This window comes from Peribacillus frigoritolerans, assembly GCF_030676415.1.
GTDB lineage: Bacteria > Bacillota > Bacilli > Bacillales > DSM-1321 > Peribacillus > Peribacillus frigoritolerans_A.
On the sequence record NZ_JAUUTW010000002.1, the window covers coordinates 282,505 to 307,262 of the forward strand.

The following is a 24,758-nucleotide window of genomic DNA, read 5'->3' on the forward strand; positions in this document are numbered from 1 at the left end:
TAGACAGGTTGAATATACTTAACCCTAAATCAAATAACGCTGAAGAATTAATCAGTCTTAACGCCGAAATAGCCGATACACTAAAAGTAAGTAATATGTTAATAACAAATAAGAAGGATAAAGGTATTGTAAGAATTACTAATAAAGTGGTTGATAAACTCGATTTTCGTAGTCCTAACTTCATTTCGACGGGTAGGCTAGACTTAAGTAACGCGAACATTGGTGAACTTATAATGGCAAATGCTACAAATGGAGAAATCGGCATAGTCGGGATTATAAGAAGTGGAGATTGGACAATTGGGTTGCTCAAACTAATTGACAACGAATTAACAGACTGCACACACAATGAGTTTTTTGAAGCTAAGTTTATAAGAATCGAAGTAAATAATTTAGTTGTCAAATCCTGATGTAGACGGTAATCACAGTAAAATCCTTTATACTCCTACGTCTAATAGGGTATAATGAGGGGAAAAGTGACTATAACTTTCCCCTCTGGAAATAGTTGAATACTAAGTGGGGCTTTTCGATGTTAATGATCAAAAAGGAGAAACCTTGTCATAATTTCTCCATGTTTAACGAACAGTACATTTCCTAACCTCGATAAATTCGCGCATTTCCTCTTTCGATATTCCTGAACCCATAATATCTTTCATAATTTCCATCCACTCTTCATCCATGCCCTTGTCTCCTTGTTCATACAGAAGTGCATCAACCTTAATACAAAAGATTCTAGCGATTTTTTCTAAAACTAAAATAGTAGGGTTTGTTTGAAGGTTTCTTTCCAGTGAGCTTATATAGGATTTGGTAACGCCGGATTTTGTGGAGAGTTCACTAATTGACATTTTTCTTTCTTTCCTAAGCGACTTAACTCGGTAACCTATCATTTTGACCACACCTAACCATTAAAATGAAAGTTATGAATGATTTTTAAACTATTACTTTCAGTTTACACATTTTTTCTCCCTTTTTAATGATAACTAGGCACTAAAATACTTGACACAATTATATGTATAAACGGATTTTCTTGTTTTGATAGGCAATTAGTTAGGTCTAATTCAAGAAATTTTATTAAAACCGATAAATCAACTAAGAAAAATTTGGGTTTAAAGTATACTTAGGTTTAATAAAATTTAAGTCAAAAATATTCTGGGAAATGCGTGATATATATGTGATTAATGCAATATTTTAAAAAAAAGAATTTTTTTCCTTTGTATTGCCGTTTTCTTTTTTGTAAAATTACTTTGGCATTTGAAAAGTATTCTTTCAATGTAAGTTTCATGTAAATTTCCTTGAAAATACATATTAATAGGTAATATTATGGTATAATACAATAGGTCATTTTTAACATATCAGGAGGATGAAATGGAAGAAACTATTAGTATACAAGATATTTTTAAAACATTAACGAAACGTTGGAAGCTAATCATGCTGCTGACATTAATTGCCGCATTGATTAGTGGATCAATTTCTTATTTCTTATTAACACCCGTTTACCAAACATCCACACAGATTTTAGTTAATCAGAAACAATCGAATAACCAACTTGACTATACTCAAATACGATCTAATATTGACATGATCAATACATACAGTGTGATCATAAAGAGCCCTGCTATATTAGAGAAGGTCATTGATGATCTTGAACTAGAACAAAACGTGGATCAACTTAGTCAAAAAATTACGATTAACAGCCAAGAAAATTCTCAAGTCTTCTCTTTAACGGTTCAAGATAGTAATCCAACGAAGGCTGTTGAAATTGCAAACGCAGTGTCTGGAACATTCCAAAAGGAAATCAAAGACATTATGAATGTGGACAATGTTAGCATACTTGCTAAGGCAGAAGTAAAGGAAAACCCTGCTCCTGTAAAACCATCTCCATTATTGAATATTGCTATTGCGGTGGTAGTTGGGTTTATGGCTGGAATAGGCTTGGCATTCCTACTAGAGTACATGGATAATACGATTAGAGACGAGAAGGATATTGAGACGCTTCTTGACTTGCCATTACTTGGATCCATCCAAAAAATATCGCAACATAAATAAAGAACTATTCAGTGAATTAAGAAAGGAAGTGGGATTTTTGAGAAGTAAAGATGAAAAACAAGTGAATATAATTGCGCAGACTAATCCTAAATCGCCTATTACTGAACAATATCGATTAATTAGGACAAACATACAATTCTCTTCAGTAGATAAAGAAATCAAAACGATTGTGGTTACTTCATCGGAGCCTAATGATGGGAAATCGACTACAGCTGCCAACCTAGCGGTTGTGCTTGCTCAAGAAGAGAAAAAAGTATTACTTGTGGATTCAGACTTAAGGAAACCATCGGTTCATTATGCTTTTAACCTTAGTAATATACATGGACTTACTAGCGTATTGACAAAGAAAATGGACTTAAGAAAAACTATCTTGAATTCAAATGTTTCAAATTTAGACATTTTAACAAGTGGGCCGATACCACCTAATCCTTCAGAGTTATTAAATTCCAAAGCGATAGAAACAGCGATTGATGAATTAAAAGAAATGTATGATTATATCATTTTTGATACACCGCCTGTTCTGGTAGTGCCGGATTCCCAGATCGTAGCCAATAAATGTGATGGCGTGATAATGGTAGTGGCGAGCGGCAAGACAAACAAACAAAGTGCAGTAAAAGCAAAGGAGCTTTTAGTGAAAGCTAATACATCCTTGCTTGGAGTCGTTTTGAATGGCGTTGAAACGGATAACAGCAATTATTATTACTATCAATCTTAGTGAAATAAAACAATTTTCGACAAAATAACACCCTGTTTAATGGTAGTTTTATATGCTACTATTAATCGGGGTAATAATTCCTATTTTTATAAATTGGGCCTTTTTCCCTATTTTTTTTATAAAGGAAGTGTATGAATTTGATCGACATACATTGTCACATTCTCCCAGGAGTGGATGATGGATCCGTGGACATGAAGGAAAGCATGAACATGGCAAGAAAAGCGATAGAAGCAGGAATCACCCATATTTTTGCCACGCCACATCACTTAAATGAGAAATATGTAAATGTTAAAAGTGACATCATTGACCGTGCAGTGAGGTTAAATGAGAGTTTTCAACTAGAAAATATTCCTCTTACCATTCATCTCGGACAAGAAGTAAGAATACACCGAGACATATTTTCATCACTTGAAAAGGAAGAAATCCTAACACTGGACGATAATGGTACATATTTGTTGCTAGAGCTTCCATCGGGAAGGGTACCTACATACACAAGAGAAGTGATATATGAGCTGTTGCTGAAAGGAATAACACCGATTATCGTACATCCGGAGAGAAATAAGGAATTGATTGAAAATCATAAACTGTTATTTGAATTGGTCGAGGAAGGCGCGTTAACTCAACTTACCTCTGGTAGTATCATCGGGAACTTCGGTAAAAGTATCCAATCATTTTCAAAAAAGATAATCGAACATAATCTGGCTCATTTTATTGCAACTGATGCCCATAATATTGGCTCTAGAGGGTTCACGTTACAACATGCCTATGAAACAATCACAAAGGCATATGGAATACAACGTACATTTTATTTTAAAGAAAATGCTGAACGGCTATTAAAGAACCAAAGTCCTACTGTTGAAAAACCAGTTCCATTCAAAAAGAAAATTTTAGGAATCTTTTAGAATGATAGATTGTCAGGAAACGCTTTCATTATTATAAAAAAATTTTGCCTTCGTGTAAAGTTTTAGAGTTTATTGTTACTGAACGACCACTTGCTCAACCACAAAAAGCCCTTAGATTATAAGGACATTTTAAAAATAGTTAAAAGAAACATAAACAGCATATTTCATTCTTATATTAACAATGAAAAGCATGTGAAATAGAATACAATACATTAAAACAGTATGTAATAGAGAGTAAATCAAACAATATTAAAGGGGGAAATGTGGTTGGCCTACCGAAAACGATTAACACTTCTGGCCCTATTAGACTCATTAATAGTATTATCGGCCATTTATGTAAGTTATTTATTCTTGTATCCCTATTTGGAAATATTTAAATTACCAACACTCTTAGTCACATCAGTCTCTTTATTACTTAGTCATCATTTTTTTGCTTCTATTTATAAACTGTATAAGAAGGCCTGGGAATATGCGAGTATTGGAGAGTTACTGTCTATTGTTAAGGCCGTAAGCTTATCGATTATCACTGTAATCGCCATCCAGTTAATGGTTTTTCAAGATGTTTATGTAAGAGCCATGGCCTTGACGTGGATGATGCATGTCATCCTAATTGGCGGTTCACGTTTTTCGTGGAGAATGCTGCGTGACCGCTTGATAAATAGCCAAAAAGAAACCAGGAATACTTTGGTTATTGGGGCGGGATCGGCCGGAACCATGGTTGTTCGTCAACTTCTTAATAATCATGGTACGGAACTTAAACCAGTGGCTTTCATTGATGATGATCCGAAAAAAGATAAGCTAGACATTTTAGGAATACCCGTTGTGGGTAACTCAAAACATATCCCCGAAATGGTGGGGAAATATAATATAGAGAATATTGTCATTGCGATACCTTCATTAAGTAAAAAAGAATTGAAGGTCATCTTCGATGAATGTGTGAAAACGAATGCAAAAACACAAATCATGCCTATGCTTGAAGATATTATGTTAGGGAAAGTAGCTGTTAATCAGTTTAAAGAGGTGGAAGTTGAAGATCTTTTAGGAAGAGAACCCGTTGAATTGGATATAACCAGTATATCGGAATATGTAACAGGCAAGACCATTTTGGTTACTGGGTCTGGTGGCTCAATTGGTTCAGAGATTTGCCGCCAAATATGCAGATTCTCACCTGGAAAACTTATTCTCCTAGGACATGGAGAAAATAGTATTTATCAGATTGACATGGAACTGAAAAAGCTATATGCAGATCAAATCGAAATCATACCTGTCATCGCAGATATTCAAGATAGAGATAGAATTTTTGAAGTGATGGAAAACTATCGACCTGATGTTGTTTACCATGCGGCTGCACACAAACATGTTCCACTAATGGAATACAACCCTCGTGAAGCAATTAAGAATAACGTTTTTGGTACAAAGAATGTTGCAGAAGCTGCAGATACTTTTGGTGTAGGTGCATTTGTAATGATTTCTTCTGATAAGGCCGTAAATCCAACAAACGTCATGGGATCGACGAAGCGCATTGCTGAAATGATTATTCAGCAGTTAGCAAAAAATAGCACAACAAAATTTGTTGCCGTTCGCTTCGGAAATGTTTTAGGCAGCAGAGGGAGTGTCATTCCTTTATTTAAAAAACAAATCCAGGCAGGTGGACCAGTAACGGTCACGCACCCAGACATGACCAGGTATTTTATGACTATACCCGAAGCGTCCAGGTTGGTCATTCAGGCAAGTTCTCTAGCTCGAGGAGGAGAAATCTTCGTTCTTGATATGGGTGAACCTGTTAAGATTGTTGAATTAGCAACTAACTTAATCCAGTTATCTGGTTATTCAATTGAGGAAATTGGAATCGAATTTTCTGGTATCAGACCTGGTGAGAAAATGTATGAAGAACTATTAGGGGAGAAAGAGGTTCATAGTGAAGCTGTGTTCCCTAAAATCTTTATAGGGAAAGCTGTACTGGAACAGGAAGAGGAGATACAGTATCTTTTAAACTCTTATGATGATTTTTCCATAAAAGAACTTAAAGATTTCGTTATAAATTTAGCTAATCGAAGAAAGAACAAAGCTTTCTCGGTAGTGAAATAGCCATAAGTAGGAGGAATAATAAGTGAAGAAAATCACAAAAGCAATTATCCCTGCAGCCGGGTTGGGTACTCGTTTTTTGCCTGCCACAAAAGCGATGCCAAAGGAGATGCTCCCAATCGTTGATAAACCAACGATTCAGTACATAGTGGAGGAAGCTGTTGCATCAGGAATAAAAGATATAATAATCGTAACTGGAAAAGGAAAACGTGCGATTGAGGATCATTTTGATTACGCTCCAGAGCTCGAACAAAATCTATTGGAAAAAGGAAAAGTAGAGTTGCTCAATAAGGTACAATATTCCTCAAATCTAGCGAATATCCATTACATCAGACAGAAGGAACCAAAAGGATTAGGTCACGCAGTATGGTGTGCACGTAAATTCATTGGGGACGAGCCATTTGCCGTACTTTTAGGTGATGATATTGTCCAGAGTGAAACTCCTTGCTTAAAGCAGTTAATTAATCAGTTTGAGGAAACAAACAATTCAATTATCGGAGTTCAAACTGTACCTAAAGAAGAAACCAATCGCTATGGAATAATAGACCCCGCTTTTCAAGATGGACGACTATATCAAGTTGAAAACTTTGTAGAAAAACCAGCCTTAGGAACAGCTCCTTCCAATTTGGCAATAATGGGAAGGTATATCCTTACTCCTGAAATCTTCAGTATGCTTGATCAGCAGGAAGCTGGTGCAGGCGGGGAAATTCAGTTAACGGATGCGATTCAACAGTTAAACCAAATACAGCAAGTTTTTGCTTATGATTTTGAAGGAAAACGATATGATGTTGGGGAGAAGTTAGGCTTTGTGAAAACGACGATAGAGTTTGCCCTGCAGAATGAAGAAATCAAGGATGATTTAGTGGAGTTTTTAGAACAAACGGTTAAGGATATTTCCTTAGAAAAGATTAATGCATAGGAATATTCATGTTTTTCGGAAATATGGTTCATATAGTTTTACCCAAGGAAGATTTAACAGGTGAAACATCAAGGGATATCTCTATACCCATCTTCCTTGGATACTCTTTAACCCTATTTTAATAGTGGCTAGATGGAGAAAGAACTTGTTGAAAAGTATCTACATATAAAGTGACTTATTGTAGGAAGGAAGTTTTAGAGAATGAAGGATAGATTATTCCTCTCATCACCACATATGAGTGATGAAGGTTATGAAATGGAATATATAAAGGAAGCTTTTGATACAAACTGGATTGCTCCTCTTGGGGAAAACGTGAATCAATTTGAAATAGAATTAGCAATTAAGGTAGGAAGTAAAGCTGCTGCAGCATTATCTTCAGGTACAGCCGCAATCCATTTAGCTCTTAAAGCTGCCGGAGTTGAAGAAGGGGATATTGTGTTTTGTCCTACATTAACATTCTCAGCAACTATCAACCCGGTAATTTATCAAAAAGCTATTCCTGTTTTTATAGATAGTGATTATGAGACTTGGAATATGTGTCCTAAAGCTTTGGAAGAGGCTTTTCAGAAATATCCTGAAGTGAAAGCTGTAATAGTAGTGCATCTTTATGGCCTTTCTGCAGATATGGATAAGATTATGGAGATATGCAATAAGCATAAGGTAGCGGTAATTGAAGATGCTGCTGAAAGCCTAGGTACTTATTATAAAGGAAGACATACTGGAACCTTTGGTGATTATGGGATTTTCTCTTTTAATGGGAATAAGATTATCACTACTTCAGGCGGTGGGATGCTAGTTTCTAATAATGAAGAGCGTATTGCTAAGACAAGATTTTGGGCGACTCAGAGTAGGGACCAAGCAAGGCACTATCAGCATAGCGAATTAGGATTTAATTACCGGATGAGCAATGTAGTTGCTGGGATTGGCAGAGGGCAGCTAAAGGTCTTAGATCAAAGAGTAGAGAAAAAAAACTATATCTTAGAATTTTATAAAAGAGAACTTGGTGAACTTGACGGTGTAGAGTTCATGCCTAGTAATGAGTGGGATAAACCGAATTATTGGTTAAGTTCTATGACTTTGAATGGTAATGTTAGACCGATAGATGTTATGGAAGCTCTTGAAAAAGAAAATATAGAGTCAAGACCGGTTTGGAAGCCAATGCATCTTCAGCCATTTTTTGGGAAGTGTGACTTTGTTGGAACGGATGTATCGGAGAAATTGTTTGAGAATGGAATTTGCTTGCCTTCTGATACAAAGTTAACCGATGAGGATTTGGAGAGAGTTGTTGAAATTATTAAAGGGTTGTGGGAAAGGTGATGAAACCTTCTAAGGGTGGTATTTATAGAAAATTTATAAAAAGAGCGATGGATTTCATACTATCTTTGCTAGCTATTGTAATCCTTAGTCCTATCCTTCTGGTTGTTGCTTTGCTTGTAAGAGTAAAGCTGGGTAGTCCAGTGTTGTTTAAACAAAAAAGGCCAGGACTTAATGAGGATGTTTTTATGATGTATAAATTTAGAACCATGACCGATGAAAGAGATGAACTTGGAGAGCTACTTCCTGATAATGTTAGGTTGACAAAGTTTGGGAGATTCTTACGTTCTACATCGCTTGATGAACTTCCGGAACTTTTTAATATTATCAAGGGGGATATGTCCATTGTAGGACCTAGACCATTGTTGGTACAGTATCTGCCGCTCTATAATAAACATCAAAAACGGCGTCACGAAGTTAGACCTGGATTATCTGGTTTGGCGCAGGTTAATGGTAGAAATGCTATTAGTTGGGAAGATAAATTTAATCTCGATGTAGAGTATGTAAATCATGTAAGCTTCACTGGAGATTGGAAGATTATTTTTCTTACTATAAAAAAGGTTTTTGTCAGGGAAGGAATTAATTCAGAAACTGCTGCAACAATGGAGTATTTTGAAGGAAGTAAGGTGAGTAACGAAAAATGAAAAACATTAATATTTTAATTTTAAGTGCGGGAAGACGCGTTGAACTGATACAGAACTTTCAAAAAGCAGCAAAAAAGCTGAATGTAGAGAGTAATATTGTAGCCGGAGACTGTTCAGATACAGCCCCTGCTTTATACTTTGCGGATAGAACTTGTAAATTACCAAGAATCAATGAACCCAATTATATTAGTTCTATCATCGATGCATGTAATAAAGAAAACATTGCGTTAATAGTACCAACAATTGATACAGACTTATTATTACTCGCTGAAAATAAAACTAATATCGAAAAACAAACAAATGCTAAGGTATTGATTTCAGATACTAGTGTTATAAAAATTTGTAGGGATAAAATTAATACTCAAAATTTCTTGGAAGAGAATAGTTTTGGAGTTCCTAAAATGTATACAAATGAAGAACTTACAAATGGCGATATACAGTTTCCTTTATTCATTAAACCGAAATCTGGAAGCTCGAGTAAGGATATATATAAAGTTAATAATTCAAATGAATTGAAGATTTATAAGGGTATCGTAGATAATCCTGTAATTCAAGACTTCATGGAAGGTGAAGAATATACGATTGATGTATTTCTGGATTTTGAGAGCAATATTATCACAATAGTTCCTCGATTAAGGATGTCTACTCGAAGTGGTGAGATTTCTAAAGGGAAAATTGTAAAAGATAGAGAGATCATCAATGATGTTACTAAATTAATGAAAAGATTAAAGCCAGTTGGGCATATAACTGTACAGCTTATGAAGACAAAAAAAGGCATTGAGTACATTGAGATAAATCCAAGATTCGGTGGAGGAGCCCCGATGAGCATTCAAAGTGGTGCAGATTCTTGTGAGAATCTGTTTAAGTTACTGTTAGGACAAAAACTACTTTATAACGAGAAGTATAAAGAAAATCTCACTTTTTTAAGATTTGATAGCAGTATTTGTCTAGATGAGAATATGGAATTATTGAAATGATAAGAGCAGTCGTATTTGATTTAGATGATACTTTGATTTCCGAAAAAAAATATATAGAAAGTGGCTATCAATATATATCTAAAATATTGAGTGATAGATATGATAAGGATGCACAAGAATTGAATCAATTACTATTCAAATTATTTAACGAAAGCCCCCAAAATGTTTTTAACAGGATACTTGATAAAATGGGGATTTCTTATACAAAAAATGACATATTGGAAATGGTTGAAGAGTACCGTGGTCATTTACCAGATATTAGATTTTTTGATGATGTATTACCTTGTTTGAAAGAGTTAAAGAAGAAAAATATTAAAATAGGTGTAATAACCGATGGATATGCTAATGCACAAAGACAAAAATTAAAGGTCATAAAAGCAACTAATTTTTTCGATGAAATCATTGTAACTGATGAATTAGGAAGAGAGTTCTGGAAGCCCCATCCGAAATCATTTGAACTGATGAAAGAAAAACTAAATGTTGAATTTAATGAAATGATTTATGTGGGTGATAATCCAGAAAAGGATTTTTATATCAGTAATATTTATCCTATAAAGACAACTAGGATTTACAGAGATGGTGTTCATAGTGATAAAAGTTATTTAGGTAATATTAAGGAAAATCATATGATACATCGTTTATGTGAATTAAATTTAATAATTGATAAGAAGTAATTACACATTGTCATTGGTTGCATTTATGAAGTAGTCAATGTGGTGATTAAGGATATAACCTCTTTAACTAATATAGGTTTATGAGGAAGTAGTGCAAGATAGGAGACTGGATAACTAGAAATGAAAATATTGTATGTTACAACAATATCAAATACTGTAAATGCATTTTTAATTCCCCACATAAAGATGTTAGTAGACCAAGGACATCAAGTTGATTTGGCTTTTAATATTGTTCAGGAAGTAAATTCAGAATTAGTTAAAATGGGGTGTACAGTCCATAGATTAAAATTTGAACGTTCCCCTTTGAAGAAACAAAACTATTTAGCGTATAAGGAACTAAAAAAAATTATCAAAGATGAACAGTATGATTTAATTCATACTCACACACCTGTTGCTTCAGCTTGTGTTAGGCTTGCTTGTAAAGCATTTAAGGATGTTAAAGTGATATATACAGCTCATGGCTTTCACTTTTATAAAGGAGCGTCCTATAAAAATTGGCTACTATATTATTCTATTGAAAAATGGTTGGCTAGGTATACTGATGTACTTATTACAATTAATAAAGAGGATTATAAGCGTGCTAAGAAGTCCTTTAATGCAGGAAGAGTCGAGTATATTCCAGGAGTTGGACTAAATGTACAAAGGTTTAGTGAAACTTTAGTAGATAGGAAAACAAAACGAAACGAAATATGTATACCTGAGGATGCATTTGTTGTTCTTTCGGTAGGAGAGTTGAACCCCAATAAGAATCACGAAACCATTATTAGAGCTATATCAAAGTTAAATAACCCAAATATTTATTATGTGATATGTGGGCAAGGACCATTGAATAAATATTTGAGTGACTTGGTCAAAGAATTAAATATGGAGAATCAAGTAAAGTTACTTGGAATACGTAATGACATTGCTGAAATTTGTAAAATATCAGATGTTTTTGTTTTCCCTTCATTTAGAGAAGGTTTATCCGTTGCTCTCATGGAAGCAATGGCTTCTGGCTTACCTATTATTTGTTCAGATATTAGAGGCAATAGGGATTTAATCGAAAATAAAAAAGGTGGATATTTAGTAAGCCCTAATGATATTAGTGGATTTGCTAAATATATTGAAAGTATCTTAATGTTTTCTGAAGACAGTGCTGCCATGGCCAAACATAATATTGATATAATAGAAAGTTTTAGTACTAGAAATGTCTTGAAAAGAATGCAGGAAATATACTCAATAATTAATTGATTTAAAAATGTAAATAAAGTAATAACGTAAAAAGAAAAGGAGTAGTAAAATGCCAAAAGTATCTGTAATTATGGGTGTTTATAATGGCTCAAAAAAAATAGAAACTGCCATTAAATCAATACTCAACCAAACATTTTTTGATTTTGAATTAATTATATGTGATGATGGATCAACTGATAATAGTATTGAATTAATTGAAAATCTTGCTGCTGAAGATAAAAGAATAAAACTCCTTAAGAATTCAAGAAATCTAGGTCTTGCTCCAACTCTTAACAGCTGCTTGAATGAAGCAAGGGGAGAATATATAGCCAGAATGGATGATGATGATATTTCACATCCAGGTCGATTTGAAAAACAAGTTACTTTTTTAAATAACAATTTAGATTATGCAATAGTTGGTACAAGTAGAAATCTGTACGATCAAAATGGTGTTTGGGGAAGAAGCATAAAAGAAGGGGAAAGAACAACCCTAGATATTTATCTTGGTAGGACTTTTACACACCCGTCTGTAATGATGCGTAGAAAAGCTGTTCTTGATGTTGAGGGATATACTACAGGCACTGAAACTGAGAGAACAGAAGATTTTGATTTGTGGTGTAAATTGTATGAAAAAGGTTACAAGGGATTTAATCTTAGTGATGTATTATTTGATTATTTTGAAGCAAGAGATTCATATAATAAACGAAAATATAAATATAGATTGTGCGAGTACAGACTTAAAAAACAATGGCGCAAAAAGTTGAATATTCCAATTAAATATGCAATCCATGCTTATCGACCGATTTTTGTTGGGTTATTACCCACAAAAATACTTATGAAATATCATGAAAAGAAATTTAAGGAGTAGGTATATTGTATATAATTAAAACCACAGAAATTCTACGGGGAGAAATTTGAAAAATATAAATATGGAGAATTATAAATGGATAACTTGCAGTCATATTTTCTATATTATCTTTTAATAATTAGCACTAGTATTATTGTGCAATTTTCACAATTAATAAATAAAACTATATATAAAAAGTTTAGTCTTTTTATATTTTGGTCTGCTTTATTATTTCCTTTTTTAATATCCGCAAATAGATATGGAATTGGTACAGATTATTTTGATTATGTAGCACTATTTCATGAATTAGAAGGATATGGTAATATTTTTGACGCGATCAAGGAAGGCTCATATGAACCTGGTTGGATTATACTGAATTTTATTGTCAAAATGGTTTTTGACAATTATAAGTATGTATTTGTATTATCCTCTTTTCTTACACTTTTTTTTCTATTTAAAGCAATATATTCTTATAGGGACCGCCTTTATGTAGGGATAGGTATTTTTATATTTATGTCTACTCTGTATAATTCTAGTTTTAACATAACCAGGCAAATATTAGCCGCTTCAATATTACTTTATGCAGTTAAATATATAGAAGAAAAAAAAATTTTAAAGTATGCATTATTAACTTTGTTCGCAGCTAGTTTTCACTATTCCGCGTTAATTTTTCTACCTATATACTGGGTATTAGTTAGTAGTAGAAATAATAATTGGAATTTACTAAAGAAAATAATATTTTCCATTGTCACTATTTTTATTATCGTATTATTTGATTTTGTTTTTGGTTTCATTACAAGTATAGAATTTTTTTCAAAATATAGTTCCTATCAATTAAATGTAGGAAAAACAGATTTTAATAATTTAATAATAAATTTGCCGATAATGATAATAATTTTAATGAATCTGAAAACAATAAAACTACGCAATAAATTTATATATGATTTAATTACACTCTACTTTATTGGAATTGTATTATCATTTTTAGGATACTTTAATAATTATATTGGAAGGGCAACCATATACTTTTCTATGAGCCAAATTTTAATTATCCCATTTATAATTAAGGTTCAAACTAATAAATATATTAAACTATTTTATATGGGCCTTATAGTATTATATTATATTATATTGTTTACTTATAATATAATAATTCAGAATGGTCACGAAACAATTCCATATATATGGCGTTAAATATAAAAATTTTATCTGAAAGTAAGCACAGGAGTGAGGAAACATTTAAATTAAAAGAAGGAAGTTATCAAAAAAATCTATTCACATTTCACTATTTGTGATTCAATTTGATGGTGCACTTCTAATACTTTTAATTATTTTTGATATGTTATTGTGGATAAATATGCACTATCGTCTTCAATCCCATAGTTTACATTGCATTCTGTAGTCAATTAATAGATCTAAAGGTTGTTGTGGAGTTTTTGTACAATACTTGTATAGTAACGGAGAAGCCTATAAACCTAATCTCCACAATTCAAAAAACAAAATACTTTAGAATAGAATAGGTGTTTCAATCTTCAAGTATTTTAATCTTCAAAAGCAAAATCGGTGATAAATAACTATAGTATATTACTAAAATTACAAATATTTAGTAGCTAGAAATTAGGTCTCACCGCTTTTGATATGTTATTTATCAGGAGATGTTTAAAGAGAATGAAGTTAAGTATTATAATACCAGTATATAATGTTGGAAATCATATAAAAGTAACACTAGAGTCTTTGTTAAATCAACAAGAAAAGAATTTTGAAGTTATTATAGTCAATGACGGATCAACGGATGATTCTATATCCTTAGCTAAAGAAATTATTGATGGTAGCGAGTTAAGTAATTTTAGAATAATAACTAAGGAAAATGGTGGAGTGAGTTCAGCCAGAAATATTGGGATTTCTGAAGCCATGGGTGAATATATTCTGTTTTTAGATGCTGATGATTACATTTCACATGATCTTGTACATGTACTATATCAAAAATTACAATTGGAATCTCCAGATATCATATATTGGGGGTATGATATAGTTACTGAAAAAAAGGAAATAGTAAACAGATATCAATACTTAAAAGATAGTGATTTTACAAGTAAGGGAGTAGAGGTGCTCTCTGGAATAATTATTGGAAAGAAAACAAGTATATGGATAGGGAGTATAGTTTTTCAAAAGGATTTAATAAAAACAAACGATATAATGTATACAAACGGATGCGTTGCTGGAGAGGATATTGAATTTGTATATAAGGCATTAGCAAAGGCGAATAACGTATTAGTTATAAACAAAGTCTTATCATATTATGTTCAAAGACAAGGTTCAATTACTAATTCTTATAATATAAAAAGGTTTGATTCTGTAGCTGCCTTAGAAAGAGTATGCATATATTTTGCGGAAATAAGAAACCAAAAGTTGTTAGAATTATCTAGAGTAATTAGAAATGAAAGTATAATTAAAAATTATATTGGTACTTTTAGATTGTGTATGAGACAACTAGTAAAGAGTAAAAGGATTAATCCAAGAAAGGCAATAAAAATTATTACCCATGATATAGAGAACAACTATCCCGAAATGAAAAATATAGTCATGAAGTTGGTGAAGTTTAATAAAGGTAGGTCACTTAGCCAAAAGATTGAATTGAAATTATTTATTATTTCACCCCTGTTATATTATATTTTTGGGAATATAAAAAACCATTCATTTCTAAGGAAAGTCGATATTTGACACAGTAAATTCTTACAAATATTCATTCAGTGTAATGCATATATAAGAATTATATAGTTTTAAGTAGAAATACTAATATATCAAAAAGGAAACAGAAAATGCGTATAAGAAGTTCAATAATAAATATATCTTTTGCTATGGTAGGACAAATTCTTGGATTGTTAATTAGTTTTATAGCTAGAATAGTCTTTATTCAAGAATTAGGTACTGAATATTTAGGTCTTAATGGTTTATTTGTAAATATATTAAGTATACTTTCTTTGGTGGAACTTGGTATAGGTCCAGCTATTACTTTTAGTTTATACAAACCGCTTGCCGAAAATGATACTGAAAAAGTAAAGTCGTTGATGAAACTATATAAAAAAGCGTATATTTGTATTGGAATATTAATCTTAATAATGGGAATTAGTTTTACTCCATTTATAGAAGTTTTTATCAAAACGCTTCCCAATATCCCTCACATCCATTTGATTTTTTTGCTTTTTGTTATAAATGCTGCAATTTCTTATTTTTATTCATATAAACGTTCATTAATCATTTCAAACCAAAAACAATATATTGCAACAATATATAGATATTCTTTCTTTATTCTTTTAAATATTATACAAATTATAGTATTATATTTAACTCATAATTTTATTCTTTTTCTTGTTTGTCAGATAATTGCTACATTTGCAGAAAATATTGTTGTTTCTAAAAAAGCTGATAAGCTTTATCCTTATTTGCAAGAAAAGAATGTTCAAAAGGTTGATAAGCTAACAATAAGTCAAATTACTAGAAACATAAGAGCTTTGACTTCTCATAAATTAGGTGGAGTAGTTGTAACTTCCACAGATAGCCTTATTATATCGAAATTTGTAGGTCTGGTTGGAGTCGGTTTATACTCAAATTACCAACTTATTATTAATGCATTAAATATAGTAACATCACAAATATTTAGTTCAATTACCGCTAGTGTTGGTAATTTAGGAGTTACCGAGACAGATGAAAAAAAAATATCTATATTTAATATTGTATTTTTTATGAATTTTTGGATCTATAGTTTTATATCCATATGTTTAGTGGTACTACTTAATCCATTTATAAAATTATGGATTGGAGAAGACTTTGTTATAAATACGAGTATAGTGTTAGTAATTATTTTAAACTTCTTTTTAACTGGTATGAGGAAGGGGGTTCTTACCTTCCGAGATGCACTGGGCATATATTGGTATGACAGACATAAGCCTATATTTGAATGTATTATTAATCTTGTTGTTTCATTAATTTTAGTTAAACAATTAGGAATGCTGGGCGTGTTTATAGGTACAACTATAAGTACTCTTGCAACTAGTTTTTGGGTTGAACCTTATGTTCTTTATAAATATGGTTTTAAATCCTCGGTGGTCCCCTTTTTTAGAAAATATGCTTTGTACACAATTGTTACGATTATAGTATGTTTGATTACATTATACGGTGTTAACAATTTTAGAGATGTAACTATAGTTAACTTTATTATTCAAGCATTTATCTGTATAGTTATTCCCAATGGGATATTTGTTATATTATTTCATAAAACTGATGAATTCAGATACCTTTATAATTTGATAAATAAATTAATATTTAAACTATTAAAGAGAAAAAACGTTTTATGAAGTTCGTTAAACGGTGACAGGTCAATATATATTAATCAATGGAGCAAGGTGGATCATGCTATATGAACATACTAGTAACCGGTGGTGCCGGATATATAGGTTCACACACTTGTGTTGCCCTACTTGAAGCAGGGCATACAGTGATTATTGTTGATAATCTTTCCAACAGTAATGCAGAAACTTTAGATAAAGTAAAACAAATAACAAATAGAGAAATTATCTTCTATCAGATAGATGTTACTAATGAAGAAGCAGTGGACAACATCTTTGCTAATCATGATATAGAGGGTGTTATTCATTTTGCTGGTCTTAAGGCGGTGGGAGAGTCAGTTGAAAAGCCACTAGCTTATTATTACAACAATATCGTCAGTACACTGGTTCTTGCCAATGCTTGTCTGAAATATAATGTGAGTAGTTTTGTCTTTAGCTCTTCTGCAACAGTGTACGGAGATAACACAGTTCCATTTGTAGAAACGTTGAACCTTTTACCAACGACGAATCCTTATGGTGAAACAAAAGCTATGAGTGAGCGGATTCTAACGGATATAGCAAAGGCTAATCCTTCTTTCTCAATATCAATTCTTAGATATTTCAATCCAGTGGGAGCCCATGAGAGTGGTTTAATTGGTGAAGCGCCTAATGGAATCCCAAACAACCTGATGCCTTACATTTCTAAGGTAGCAAAAGGAAAGTTGAGGAAGCTTAGAGTTTTTGGAAATGACTACCCAACGGTGGACGGAACTGGAGTTCGTGATTATATTCATGTAATGGATCTAGCTGAAGGTCACGTTGCTGCATTAGACAAAATTACTGATGGTGTACATATATATAACTTGGGGACTGGTCAGGGTACCAGTGTAATAGAGTTAGTAAAAGCCTTCGAGGAAGCGAATGATATTGAAGTTCCTTATGAAATTGTAGATCGTCGCCCAGGTGATATCGCTTCATGCTATGCAGATGCTTCAAAAGCAAAACGAGAACTTGGCTGGATAGCTAAACGTGATGTTATATCTATGTGCCGGGATTCGTGGCGTTTTGAGAAAAATAATAAAGATTAAAAGGAATTGTATACGTGAGTACAATTATTTCCTGGATGGCACTTTGGTTGTCACGTTGATTGAAGGGTAGAAGGAATGCTCACTTTCCTTTTTGGTTAAGAGACTCATATAAAAGATGTACTTATGGACAGTGTGCTGGAGCGATTGTCGGTATTAGTTTGTTTTGTATAATCCTTTGTATTTCAAATAAACCCTCTGAGCTTTAATTGGCTTAGCGGGTATATTTATTTTCCTTCCACTTTAGTGTATTAAATAAAAAACAGTATGTTGCGGCCACTCCTTCCAGCTGTTTGTGACACTAAAAAATATAGGTTTCGGAAGTATATTTGTAAGTGACACCGCTTTACATGAGGGGTGAACGTGGAAGGTTATTGACATACGAAAGAGAGAGAATTTACACCCTTTCGAAAGAAAATACGCTCGCAGCAGATATGTGTAAAGCGATAAATCGCTTGCGTATATTTATTACGATAGTGAATAAATTATTGTCATTTGATGCTGCGGTGATTGCCAATTACATTTCACTATACCGTTTTTACAGTGGGACTCTCTAAAAGAGCGATAGGATTTCCTTACCTCCGGTCCCAGATAATACTCTCATATCCTTTGTCTTTTCTTTATTCGCGGTAATCAGTACCAAACACAACAGTTCAACAAACGTTAGGGCCACCTCCTTACGAATGAGATAAAAAGCATGGGCGTTATTCCAGCGCCAAATTGAATTGATAGGATTACTAGCAGCCTCTACGCTTAATGAATAAGCCAGGTTCTTTAAAAATGAGGATAAAACGATTGGTTCGCTTTGTATTCACTTAAATCCGCTGAATGCAATCTTAATTATTGCAAAATAACTGTCTCAATGAACATAAACAGACAGAGAGTGTAAGAATTGGAGTGTTTTTAAGGTTCGCCAAAATCGACTGTGTATCCTTGAGAAAACATTTGGGCAGGAAGGATGAAGACTAAAGAGTTGGTCAAATTGAATGTTCAAATGTATATTGTTTTAGTAGTGGTTCAGTTCAAGAATGTAAAAAATTGTAAATCTGTCAATACCGGCTTATTTTTCCCCACTCCATATATGATTTAGTAGACGTTATGATCATCGCCTAATTTTCATATCTTTTTGATACTACCTGAAAGAATATATTAGCCGTATTCGGGATTCTGATTCGACTTCATCAGCTGTTAAGAATAAGGCTTTATATCCTTAGGTAAGAGCTTCTATTGCGAAGGATATGGACAAATGAGTTTTTCCAACTCCTGGCGGACCTAATGTAATCCTATTTTCACCATTTGCGAGATGCCGACAAGTGTCAAGGTTTACTTAACACGCTGCTCACATTTACTCGGTTGAAACATATAGTTAAAATCATAAATCGTCTTCCTGTAAGGAAGCTTGGCATTCTTTATTCTAGTTGATACAAGTTACTTCTGTCTAGCTTCATGTATTTGCTCTTCTAGTTGGTTTTTCATTTAGAATTACCTTCCTCCAAAACTGCATAGGAAGCAGAGAATGGTTTTCTACAATAGAGCAGGGGCATGTATGAAATCTTTGGCTACCAAAACAAGGAGATTCTTATGTTTATGTGCTTTATCTATTTTCTGCAATCCTTCATATTGCTCTAGTTTAATATGAACATTCGTTTTCCCCTCGTAACCCATGACCTGAATTTCTTCAAAAAAGTTTCCTCTTGACTGCTTTGAAGGTATAAGCTTTAAAGCTTATAATTTACTCTCCCTAACCTTAGTTTTCTATGATTGTGGTACTTGGCCTTTATTTGTGTATTTACTAACTGTTTCGATCAAATCCCGTTTCTTCTGCAATATTTGTTTTTGTCCACCCTTTTTGATGTAATTCTCTAATTAAAAAAATTTTCAAGTCTTCTGCATCGTCTCAAACACTCCAACTTTATTTAGTGATGGGATGATTCTTTTTTTTTTGAATATCAACCGTTGATATTGGGTATTTGAGCACCGATGATGGCGATATAGAATAATAATTATTTATCTAGAAATAGTGCAAGAGAATTTAAGAGATTCTCCTCCATTAGTTAATTTGTATAGATATAAAGATTTTACCGAAGGAATCTCATCTGAAACAAGAAATTATAATTTACCTTAAAAAACAAATTTGTATTAAAACGGCAGGAGCTCCAACTTTTGATAGTGGGAATTCCGTTATCTAGATAACCAATGAATAAACAAAATTCAGGGTTCGTGGAGCGTAATAGCCAGTTTTTTTATCACGACATCGAATGAATATATGCTAGATAAATCAATTATCTCGATAGGTAGGTCCCAAGTCATATAAAACTGCATGTCAAACAGGCATTCTTGTCGTATAATAGCATAGAGCCAATTTCCTTTTTGTTTAATGTGTGTTTCGTAACTCTCATTATACAGGTAGTAGGGAGGTGCTCTATTCCTGTCATTTTACACTTAGACTCTCAGGGCTTAGAGTTATGAATTGAAATCATGTAATTTTATTTATTAAAAATAGCTTCTTACATAGTTCCCAAACAAATGTTAGCTTTTAAACAATAAATGTGAAAAAAATTCATCTAGGATTTATGCACACTGCTTCAAAAAAATGAACATTGTGGAGACAGATTAAGGGTAGACGTTATATGTAAAAGATTAAAAAATGACTTCTTAATTTATAATAGGAAAATTTACGTACCTACTGATTCCTTCCTTGTTAAATCTTAAGAAATCTTTAATTCAACATTTTAAGTACTAGGAAAAGACACATAGAAGGAGAAAAATATGGATAATAATTACAGTCTTGATTTGTCTAGTCTATCCAATGAATTAAGGTTATTACTAGAGATTTTGAATACGGAAGACTACTATAGTATAGGTTCAGTAAAAAATGAATCATATTTAGACATTGACTGGGGGATATTTCTCCAATTGGCTTGGCATCATCGAGTTTATCCCTTAATTTATTCTAAACTGAAAAAGGCTGATAATAATCGGATACCTCCGCATGTTATTCAAACCTTATACAAAGAATTCAAAAAAAATACACTTCAAATGCTTCACTTAAGTGGAGAGATGGAAAAAGTTAGTGAATTGTTTACTGAAAATCAAATTCGCCTTCTTTATTTGAAAGGCCCGGTAATTGCTGCCGATATTTATGGGGATATTTCCCTGCGAACTTCCAAGGATTTAGATATTCTAATTCCAATATCAGATTTAAAAAGAGCAGAAGAACTCCTTCTTTCTATTGGTTACGAGAAAGAGGTAGTTCCAAATGTTTTGAACGAGTGGAAATGGAGGAGTCACCACGTAGTTTATTTCCATCCTCAAAAGAACATCCAGCTTGAAATACATTGGAGGTTACAACCTCTTCCACTGAAGGAACCAAAATTTAATGAATTATGGGAACGGAAAAGGGTAAGTACTCTCACAAGTTATCCTGTTTATTTATTAGGAAAAGAGGATTTATTATTATATCTTATTTCACACGGTGCTCGTCATGGGTGGTTTCGCCTACGATGGTTGTTAGATATTGACCAAATGTTAAGAAAAGGATTAAAATTGGATGATATCAACCTTCTTATTAGTAAATACCAAAATCGTAAATTAGTTGGGCAAGCTCTAATTTTAACTTCGGAGCTATTAAAAACTCACATGAATGAGTCTTGGGAAAAGTTAAAAGAAGGAAATGATTCTAAAAAAATAGCAAAGAAGGCAATAGACTTCATCAAAGGAACTGAATCATTAGCAACCATTACATCAAGCAATTACTATAAGGATTATTCCAAATCATTAAAGACAATTCTACAAAAATTCTTCTTATTTTTGATTTTGTTTTATCCCAGTTCTGCGGATTTGATGACATTGCGAGTGCCTAAACCTCTTCATTTTTTATATTTTCCTTTACGCCCGTTTTTAGTAGTCTGGAGAAAGACAGGGAAACCCTCATAAATATATATTTTGTTAAAAAGTGTAGGTTTATATTACATATAATGAAAATACCTATTAATTTCACTAAAGCATTCATTTTTAAGTAAAGAGTGGATGCTTATTTTTCTATCTTCATAACTGGAAAGAAAATTATAATTAACGAATTGAAAGATTGATTAATACCTGGCTAGTTATTCTAGATATGTATATTGGGAATAAAAATTATTGACATAGGTATAAATAAATGGTAATTTTAGCATGCTGAATTCTTTATAAAGAACAAGTTGTTCGTAAAAAAGTATAAGCAAAGTGTTTTAGTTATACGCTAAGAGAAACCCTCATCATGAGATTTTTCAATCCACAAGCAATAAAAAAGCTAAAGTAATATCTGAATTTTTTGAGTTATTATTTAAATGAATTCAAAACTGGATTTAATTAACATTGACTATAAGGGGATTTCTGTAAAAAAATAAATAAAATACTTATTATTCAAGACCCATAGATACGCGTTGAGGTCGTTGTCATAGTGGATGAAGAAAGGATGAATTTTAAATGCCTTTATTTAAAATGAGTGAGATATGGACACCCTTTAAATTAGTTGGGGTTAGGTTTTTTTGGTCAGATGATAGAAGTATTTTCATCAAAGTATTTAATCAACATCGTAGGAAGATAAAGTAATATGTTTCACTCAATGAAATTCGAAATAATATGAACCGTATTACAAGTCTATAGTGATGTGCTGGAAAATCAGGACAAAATAGGGACTAGGTAAGTAGCAACTAGATTAAACTATCAATAAATAATTCAAATAATGATCGTAAACAACATCCGGTACTTTTACTTTTCTTACACTCCCTGAAAATTAATAGGAATCTAGAATGAGAAGAATATAATACTACTCTATAAATTTAATATACATACATAATTATCAGGAGGAAATCATGAGCGCTATCATTGGTATTTGTCAAATAAATGAAGAGCCGGTAAATTTCCATCATGGTCATATTTTAATGACTGCATTAAATAAATATCCTTCCGACTCTATTCAGACCTGGCATTCAGAAAAGATTTTTCTCGGGTGTCACGCTCAATGGATTACTCCTGAATCTGTAGGTGAACAGCTCCCCTTTTACAATTCTGAGAGGCAGTGTGCAATTACAGCTGATGCCATTATTGATAATCGTGATGAATTATTCGACAAACTAGATGTTAGTAAAGTTGATAGAAATAGTGTAACAGATAGTCAGCTTATTTTACTAAGTTATCTAAAGTGGGGTGAAGACTCACCTAAGTATTTAATTGGTGACTTTGCCTTTATGATTTGGGATCTGAAGAAAATGAAGCTTTTTGGCGCAAGAGATTTTTCTGGTAGTAGGACACTTTATTATTATCAAAACACAGAGAAATTTGCTTTTAGTACCGTTATTAAGCCACTTCTTAACTTGCCGTTTGTGGAAAAAAAGCTAAATGAACAATGGTTGGCTGAGTATTTGGCTATACCTGGGATGTTTGAGAGTGTGGATTCTAATACCACCGTTTATAAATATATACGACAAGTTCCCCCTTCTCATTCAATTAGTGTAGTGGATGGAAGCGTTTCTCTTCATAGATACAGTCATTTAGCCGATGTTGAGAAAAAACATCTAAAAACAGATCGAGAATATGAAGAAGCATTTCGAAATGTATTACAGGAAGCTGTATCAGCCAGGTTGCGTACCCATCATAAAGTTGGGTCGCATTTAAGTGGAGGGTTAGATTCAGGTACAGTGGCAAGCTTTGCTGCAACTGAATTACGTAAAGGAAATAAACCGTTACATACATTTAGCTACGTTCCGGTTGAAGGCTTTATAGATTGGACTCATAAAAGTAGAATGGCAGACGAAAGGCCGTTTATACAATCTACTGTACAACACGTAGGAAATATTAATGATTCTTACATGAGTTTTGAAAATAAAAATCCTTATTCAGAAATTGATGATTGGCTGGAAACGTTGGAAATGCCTTACAAGTTTTTTGAAAATACATACTGGTTAAGTGGTATATATGAAGCAGCTCACCAACAAGGAATCGGGATATTATTAAATGGTCAAAGAGGGAATTGGACGATATCTTGGGGACCACTTCTAGATCATTACGTCACTCTTTTAAAAAAAGTGAATTGGTTTCGTCTCTATAAAGAATTAAACCAATATAGTAAGAATATTGGAGTAACAAAAACACGGATCTTAAAAGCAGTTCGAAAAAAAGCATTTCCTTTTACTGATAGAAAGAACCAATTAAGTGATCAAGACCAATTCCCTATGTTAATTAACCCGGAGTTTGCAAAACGAACAGACGTCTTTAATAAGCTTGAGGAACATGGGATTGACTTAACAGGAACTAAGATACCAAGTGCATATGAAGTCAGGGAAAATCAGTTTCAAAATTCATATTATTGGAATATCACTGGTACCTATGGATCAAAGTTATCATTACGTTACTCAGTATGGGATCGTGATCCAACAAATGATTTACGTGTTATACGATTCTGCTTATCGGTCCCAGAAGAACAATATGTTCGAAATGGCTTGGATCGGGCGTTAGTTAGAAGGTCTACAAAAGGATATTTACCGGATAAAGTTAGATTAAACCTCCGGACCCGAGGTGTACAGGGGGCTGATGGAGTTCATAGGATGGCATCTCAATGGAATGAATTTATAAATGAGCTACATCAACTTAGTGAAGATCCCCATATGGCAGAACTATTAAATATGCAAATAATTAATGATGCAATTGCAAAAATTAAGGGAGAACCAAACGCTGAATATGCTTTTGATTTTGAGTTTAGAATTTTAATGCGTAGTTTAATTCTTTATAGATTTATGAAAAAAGTAGGTGTAATTGAAGGGGGGTGAGCAAATGAAAAAGGTATGGGTAAAACCAGAATTAGAAGTACTTAATGTAAATATGACTATGGCAGGACCAGGAATTAAGACACCTGATGCAGTACAACCAGATATTGATGAAGTGGTTCATTATAGTTAATAATCGATGTTTGTTCGTAGTTTTCTGCCCTTATATTAAAAGTATGAGGGTTTTTTTAAAAAATATTTTCATATGTTGGA

22 protein-coding genes are annotated in these 24,758 nt (G+C 32.8%); 20 read left to right on the forward strand and 2 right to left on the reverse strand.

Features of this window, described 5'->3' with window-relative positions:
* Nucleotides 1–8 precede the first annotated feature (8 nt).
* Nucleotides 9–407, forward strand: coding sequence for a hypothetical protein (locus Q8G36_RS03345; protein WP_305274929.1), 399 nt, complete (start codon nucleotides 9–11; stop codon nucleotides 405–407).
* A gap of 165 nt (nucleotides 408–572) precedes the next feature.
* Here Q8G36_RS03345 and Q8G36_RS03350 read toward each other — a convergent pair whose 3' ends face one another.
* Nucleotides 573–884, reverse strand: coding sequence for a helix-turn-helix domain-containing protein (locus tag Q8G36_RS03350; RefSeq protein ID WP_305158972.1), 312 nt, complete (start codon nucleotides 882–884; stop codon nucleotides 573–575).
* 478 nt (nucleotides 885–1,362) lie between these two features.
* On the opposite strand from Q8G36_RS03350, the gene Q8G36_RS03355 reads away from it, so the two are divergent.
* The 16 genes from Q8G36_RS03355 (at nucleotide 1,363) to Q8G36_RS03430 (ending at nucleotide 18,296) form a co-directional block, all read left to right on the forward strand.
* On the forward strand, nucleotides 1,363–2,043 hold the full coding sequence (locus Q8G36_RS03355; RefSeq protein ID WP_305158973.1) for a YveK family protein: 681 nt from the start codon (nucleotides 1,363–1,365) through the stop codon (nucleotides 2,041–2,043).
* Nucleotides 2,044–2,080: 37 nt separating this feature from the next.
* The gene (locus Q8G36_RS03360; protein WP_305158974.1) at nucleotides 2,081–2,758 is read left to right on the forward strand and encodes a CpsD/CapB family tyrosine-protein kinase; all 678 of its coding nucleotides are present in this window, start codon (nucleotides 2,081–2,083) and stop codon (nucleotides 2,756–2,758) included.
* 131 nt (nucleotides 2,759–2,889) lie between these two features.
* The gene (locus Q8G36_RS03365; protein WP_336622946.1) at nucleotides 2,890–3,660 is read left to right on the forward strand and encodes a tyrosine-protein phosphatase; all 771 of its coding nucleotides are present in this window, start codon (nucleotides 2,890–2,892) and stop codon (nucleotides 3,658–3,660) included.
* A 267-nt stretch (nucleotides 3,661–3,927) separates the two neighbouring features.
* Nucleotides 3,928–5,748 (forward strand): polysaccharide biosynthesis protein, encoded by a 1,821-nt coding sequence (locus Q8G36_RS03370; RefSeq protein WP_305158976.1) that lies wholly within the window; start codon nucleotides 3,928–3,930, stop codon nucleotides 5,746–5,748.
* A gap of 22 nt (nucleotides 5,749–5,770) precedes the next feature.
* Nucleotides 5,771–6,664, forward strand: a complete 894-nt coding sequence (galU, locus tag Q8G36_RS03375; RefSeq protein ID WP_305158977.1) for a UTP--glucose-1-phosphate uridylyltransferase GalU — start codon at nucleotides 5,771–5,773, stop codon at nucleotides 6,662–6,664.
* A gap of 201 nt (nucleotides 6,665–6,865) precedes the next feature.
* Nucleotides 6,866–7,981, forward strand: coding sequence for a DegT/DnrJ/EryC1/StrS family aminotransferase (locus tag Q8G36_RS03380; protein ID WP_305158978.1), 1,116 nt, complete (start codon nucleotides 6,866–6,868; stop codon nucleotides 7,979–7,981).
* A complete protein-coding gene (locus tag Q8G36_RS03385; RefSeq protein WP_305159033.1) occupies nucleotides 7,981–8,622 on the forward strand; it encodes a sugar transferase in 642 nt (213 codons plus the stop codon). The genes Q8G36_RS03380 and Q8G36_RS03385 overlap by 1 nt, the downstream gene beginning before the upstream one ends.
* Nucleotides 8,619–9,599 (forward strand): ATP-grasp domain-containing protein, encoded by a 981-nt coding sequence (locus tag Q8G36_RS03390; RefSeq protein ID WP_305158979.1) that lies wholly within the window; start codon nucleotides 8,619–8,621, stop codon nucleotides 9,597–9,599. Before Q8G36_RS03385 ends, Q8G36_RS03390 begins: the two co-directional genes overlap by 4 nt.
* Entirely contained in the window at nucleotides 9,596–10,273 is a 678-nt protein-coding gene (locus Q8G36_RS03395) for an HAD family hydrolase (protein WP_305158980.1), read from the forward strand. Before Q8G36_RS03390 ends, Q8G36_RS03395 begins: the two co-directional genes overlap by 4 nt.
* Nucleotides 10,274–10,393: 120 nt before the next feature.
* On the forward strand, nucleotides 10,394–11,503 hold the full coding sequence (locus tag Q8G36_RS03400; protein ID WP_305158981.1) for a glycosyltransferase family 4 protein: 1,110 nt from the start codon (nucleotides 10,394–10,396) through the stop codon (nucleotides 11,501–11,503).
* A 49-nt stretch (nucleotides 11,504–11,552) separates the two neighbouring features.
* Nucleotides 11,553–12,350 (forward strand): glycosyltransferase family 2 protein, encoded by a 798-nt coding sequence (locus Q8G36_RS03405; protein WP_305158982.1) that lies wholly within the window; start codon nucleotides 11,553–11,555, stop codon nucleotides 12,348–12,350.
* A 75-nt stretch (nucleotides 12,351–12,425) separates the two neighbouring features.
* Nucleotides 12,426–13,523 (forward strand): EpsG family protein, encoded by a 1,098-nt coding sequence (locus Q8G36_RS03410; RefSeq protein ID WP_305158983.1) that lies wholly within the window; start codon nucleotides 12,426–12,428, stop codon nucleotides 13,521–13,523.
* 474 nt (nucleotides 13,524–13,997) lie between these two features.
* A complete protein-coding gene (locus Q8G36_RS03415; RefSeq protein ID WP_305158984.1) occupies nucleotides 13,998–15,050 on the forward strand; it encodes a glycosyltransferase family 2 protein in 1,053 nt (350 codons plus the stop codon).
* 98 nt (nucleotides 15,051–15,148) lie between these two features.
* Nucleotides 15,149–16,684 carry a lipopolysaccharide biosynthesis protein gene (locus Q8G36_RS03420; protein ID WP_305158985.1) on the forward strand — a complete coding sequence of 512 codons (1,536 nt, stop codon included), beginning with the start codon at nucleotides 15,149–15,151 and terminating at the stop codon, nucleotides 16,682–16,684.
* 62 nt (nucleotides 16,685–16,746) lie between these two features.
* On the forward strand, nucleotides 16,747–17,742 hold the full coding sequence (gene galE / locus Q8G36_RS03425) for a UDP-glucose 4-epimerase GalE (protein ID WP_305158986.1): 996 nt from the start codon (nucleotides 16,747–16,749) through the stop codon (nucleotides 17,740–17,742).
* Between the two features lie 371 nt (nucleotides 17,743–18,113).
* The gene (locus tag Q8G36_RS03430; protein WP_305158987.1) at nucleotides 18,114–18,296 is read left to right on the forward strand and encodes a hypothetical protein; all 183 of its coding nucleotides are present in this window, start codon (nucleotides 18,114–18,116) and stop codon (nucleotides 18,294–18,296) included.
* A gap of 653 nt (nucleotides 18,297–18,949) precedes the next feature.
* Here Q8G36_RS03430 and Q8G36_RS03435 read toward each other — a convergent pair.
* On the reverse strand, nucleotides 18,950–19,021 hold the full coding sequence (locus Q8G36_RS03435) for an ATP-binding protein (RefSeq protein ID WP_305159034.1): 72 nt from the start codon (nucleotides 19,019–19,021) through the stop codon (nucleotides 18,950–18,952).
* Between the two features lie 1,487 nt (nucleotides 19,022–20,508).
* Between Q8G36_RS03435 and Q8G36_RS03440 the strand changes: the two genes are divergently transcribed.
* The 3 genes from Q8G36_RS03440 to Q8G36_RS03450 all read left to right on the forward strand — a co-directional run bounded on the left by Q8G36_RS03440 (nucleotide 20,509) and on the right by Q8G36_RS03450 (nucleotide 24,678).
* Nucleotides 20,509–21,675 carry a nucleotidyltransferase domain-containing protein gene (locus Q8G36_RS03440; protein ID WP_305158988.1) on the forward strand — a complete coding sequence of 389 codons (1,167 nt, stop codon included), beginning with the start codon at nucleotides 20,509–20,511 and terminating at the stop codon, nucleotides 21,673–21,675.
* A gap of 920 nt (nucleotides 21,676–22,595) precedes the next feature.
* On the forward strand, nucleotides 22,596–24,548 hold the full coding sequence (locus Q8G36_RS03445; protein ID WP_305158989.1) for a lasso peptide isopeptide bond-forming cyclase: 1,953 nt from the start codon (nucleotides 22,596–22,598) through the stop codon (nucleotides 24,546–24,548).
* Nucleotides 24,549–24,552: 4 nt separating this feature from the next.
* Nucleotides 24,553–24,678 carry a paeninodin family lasso peptide gene (locus Q8G36_RS03450; protein WP_187049793.1) on the forward strand — a complete coding sequence of 42 codons (126 nt, stop codon included), beginning with the start codon at nucleotides 24,553–24,555 and terminating at the stop codon, nucleotides 24,676–24,678.
* The last annotated feature ends 80 nt before the right edge of the window (nucleotides 24,679–24,758 follow it).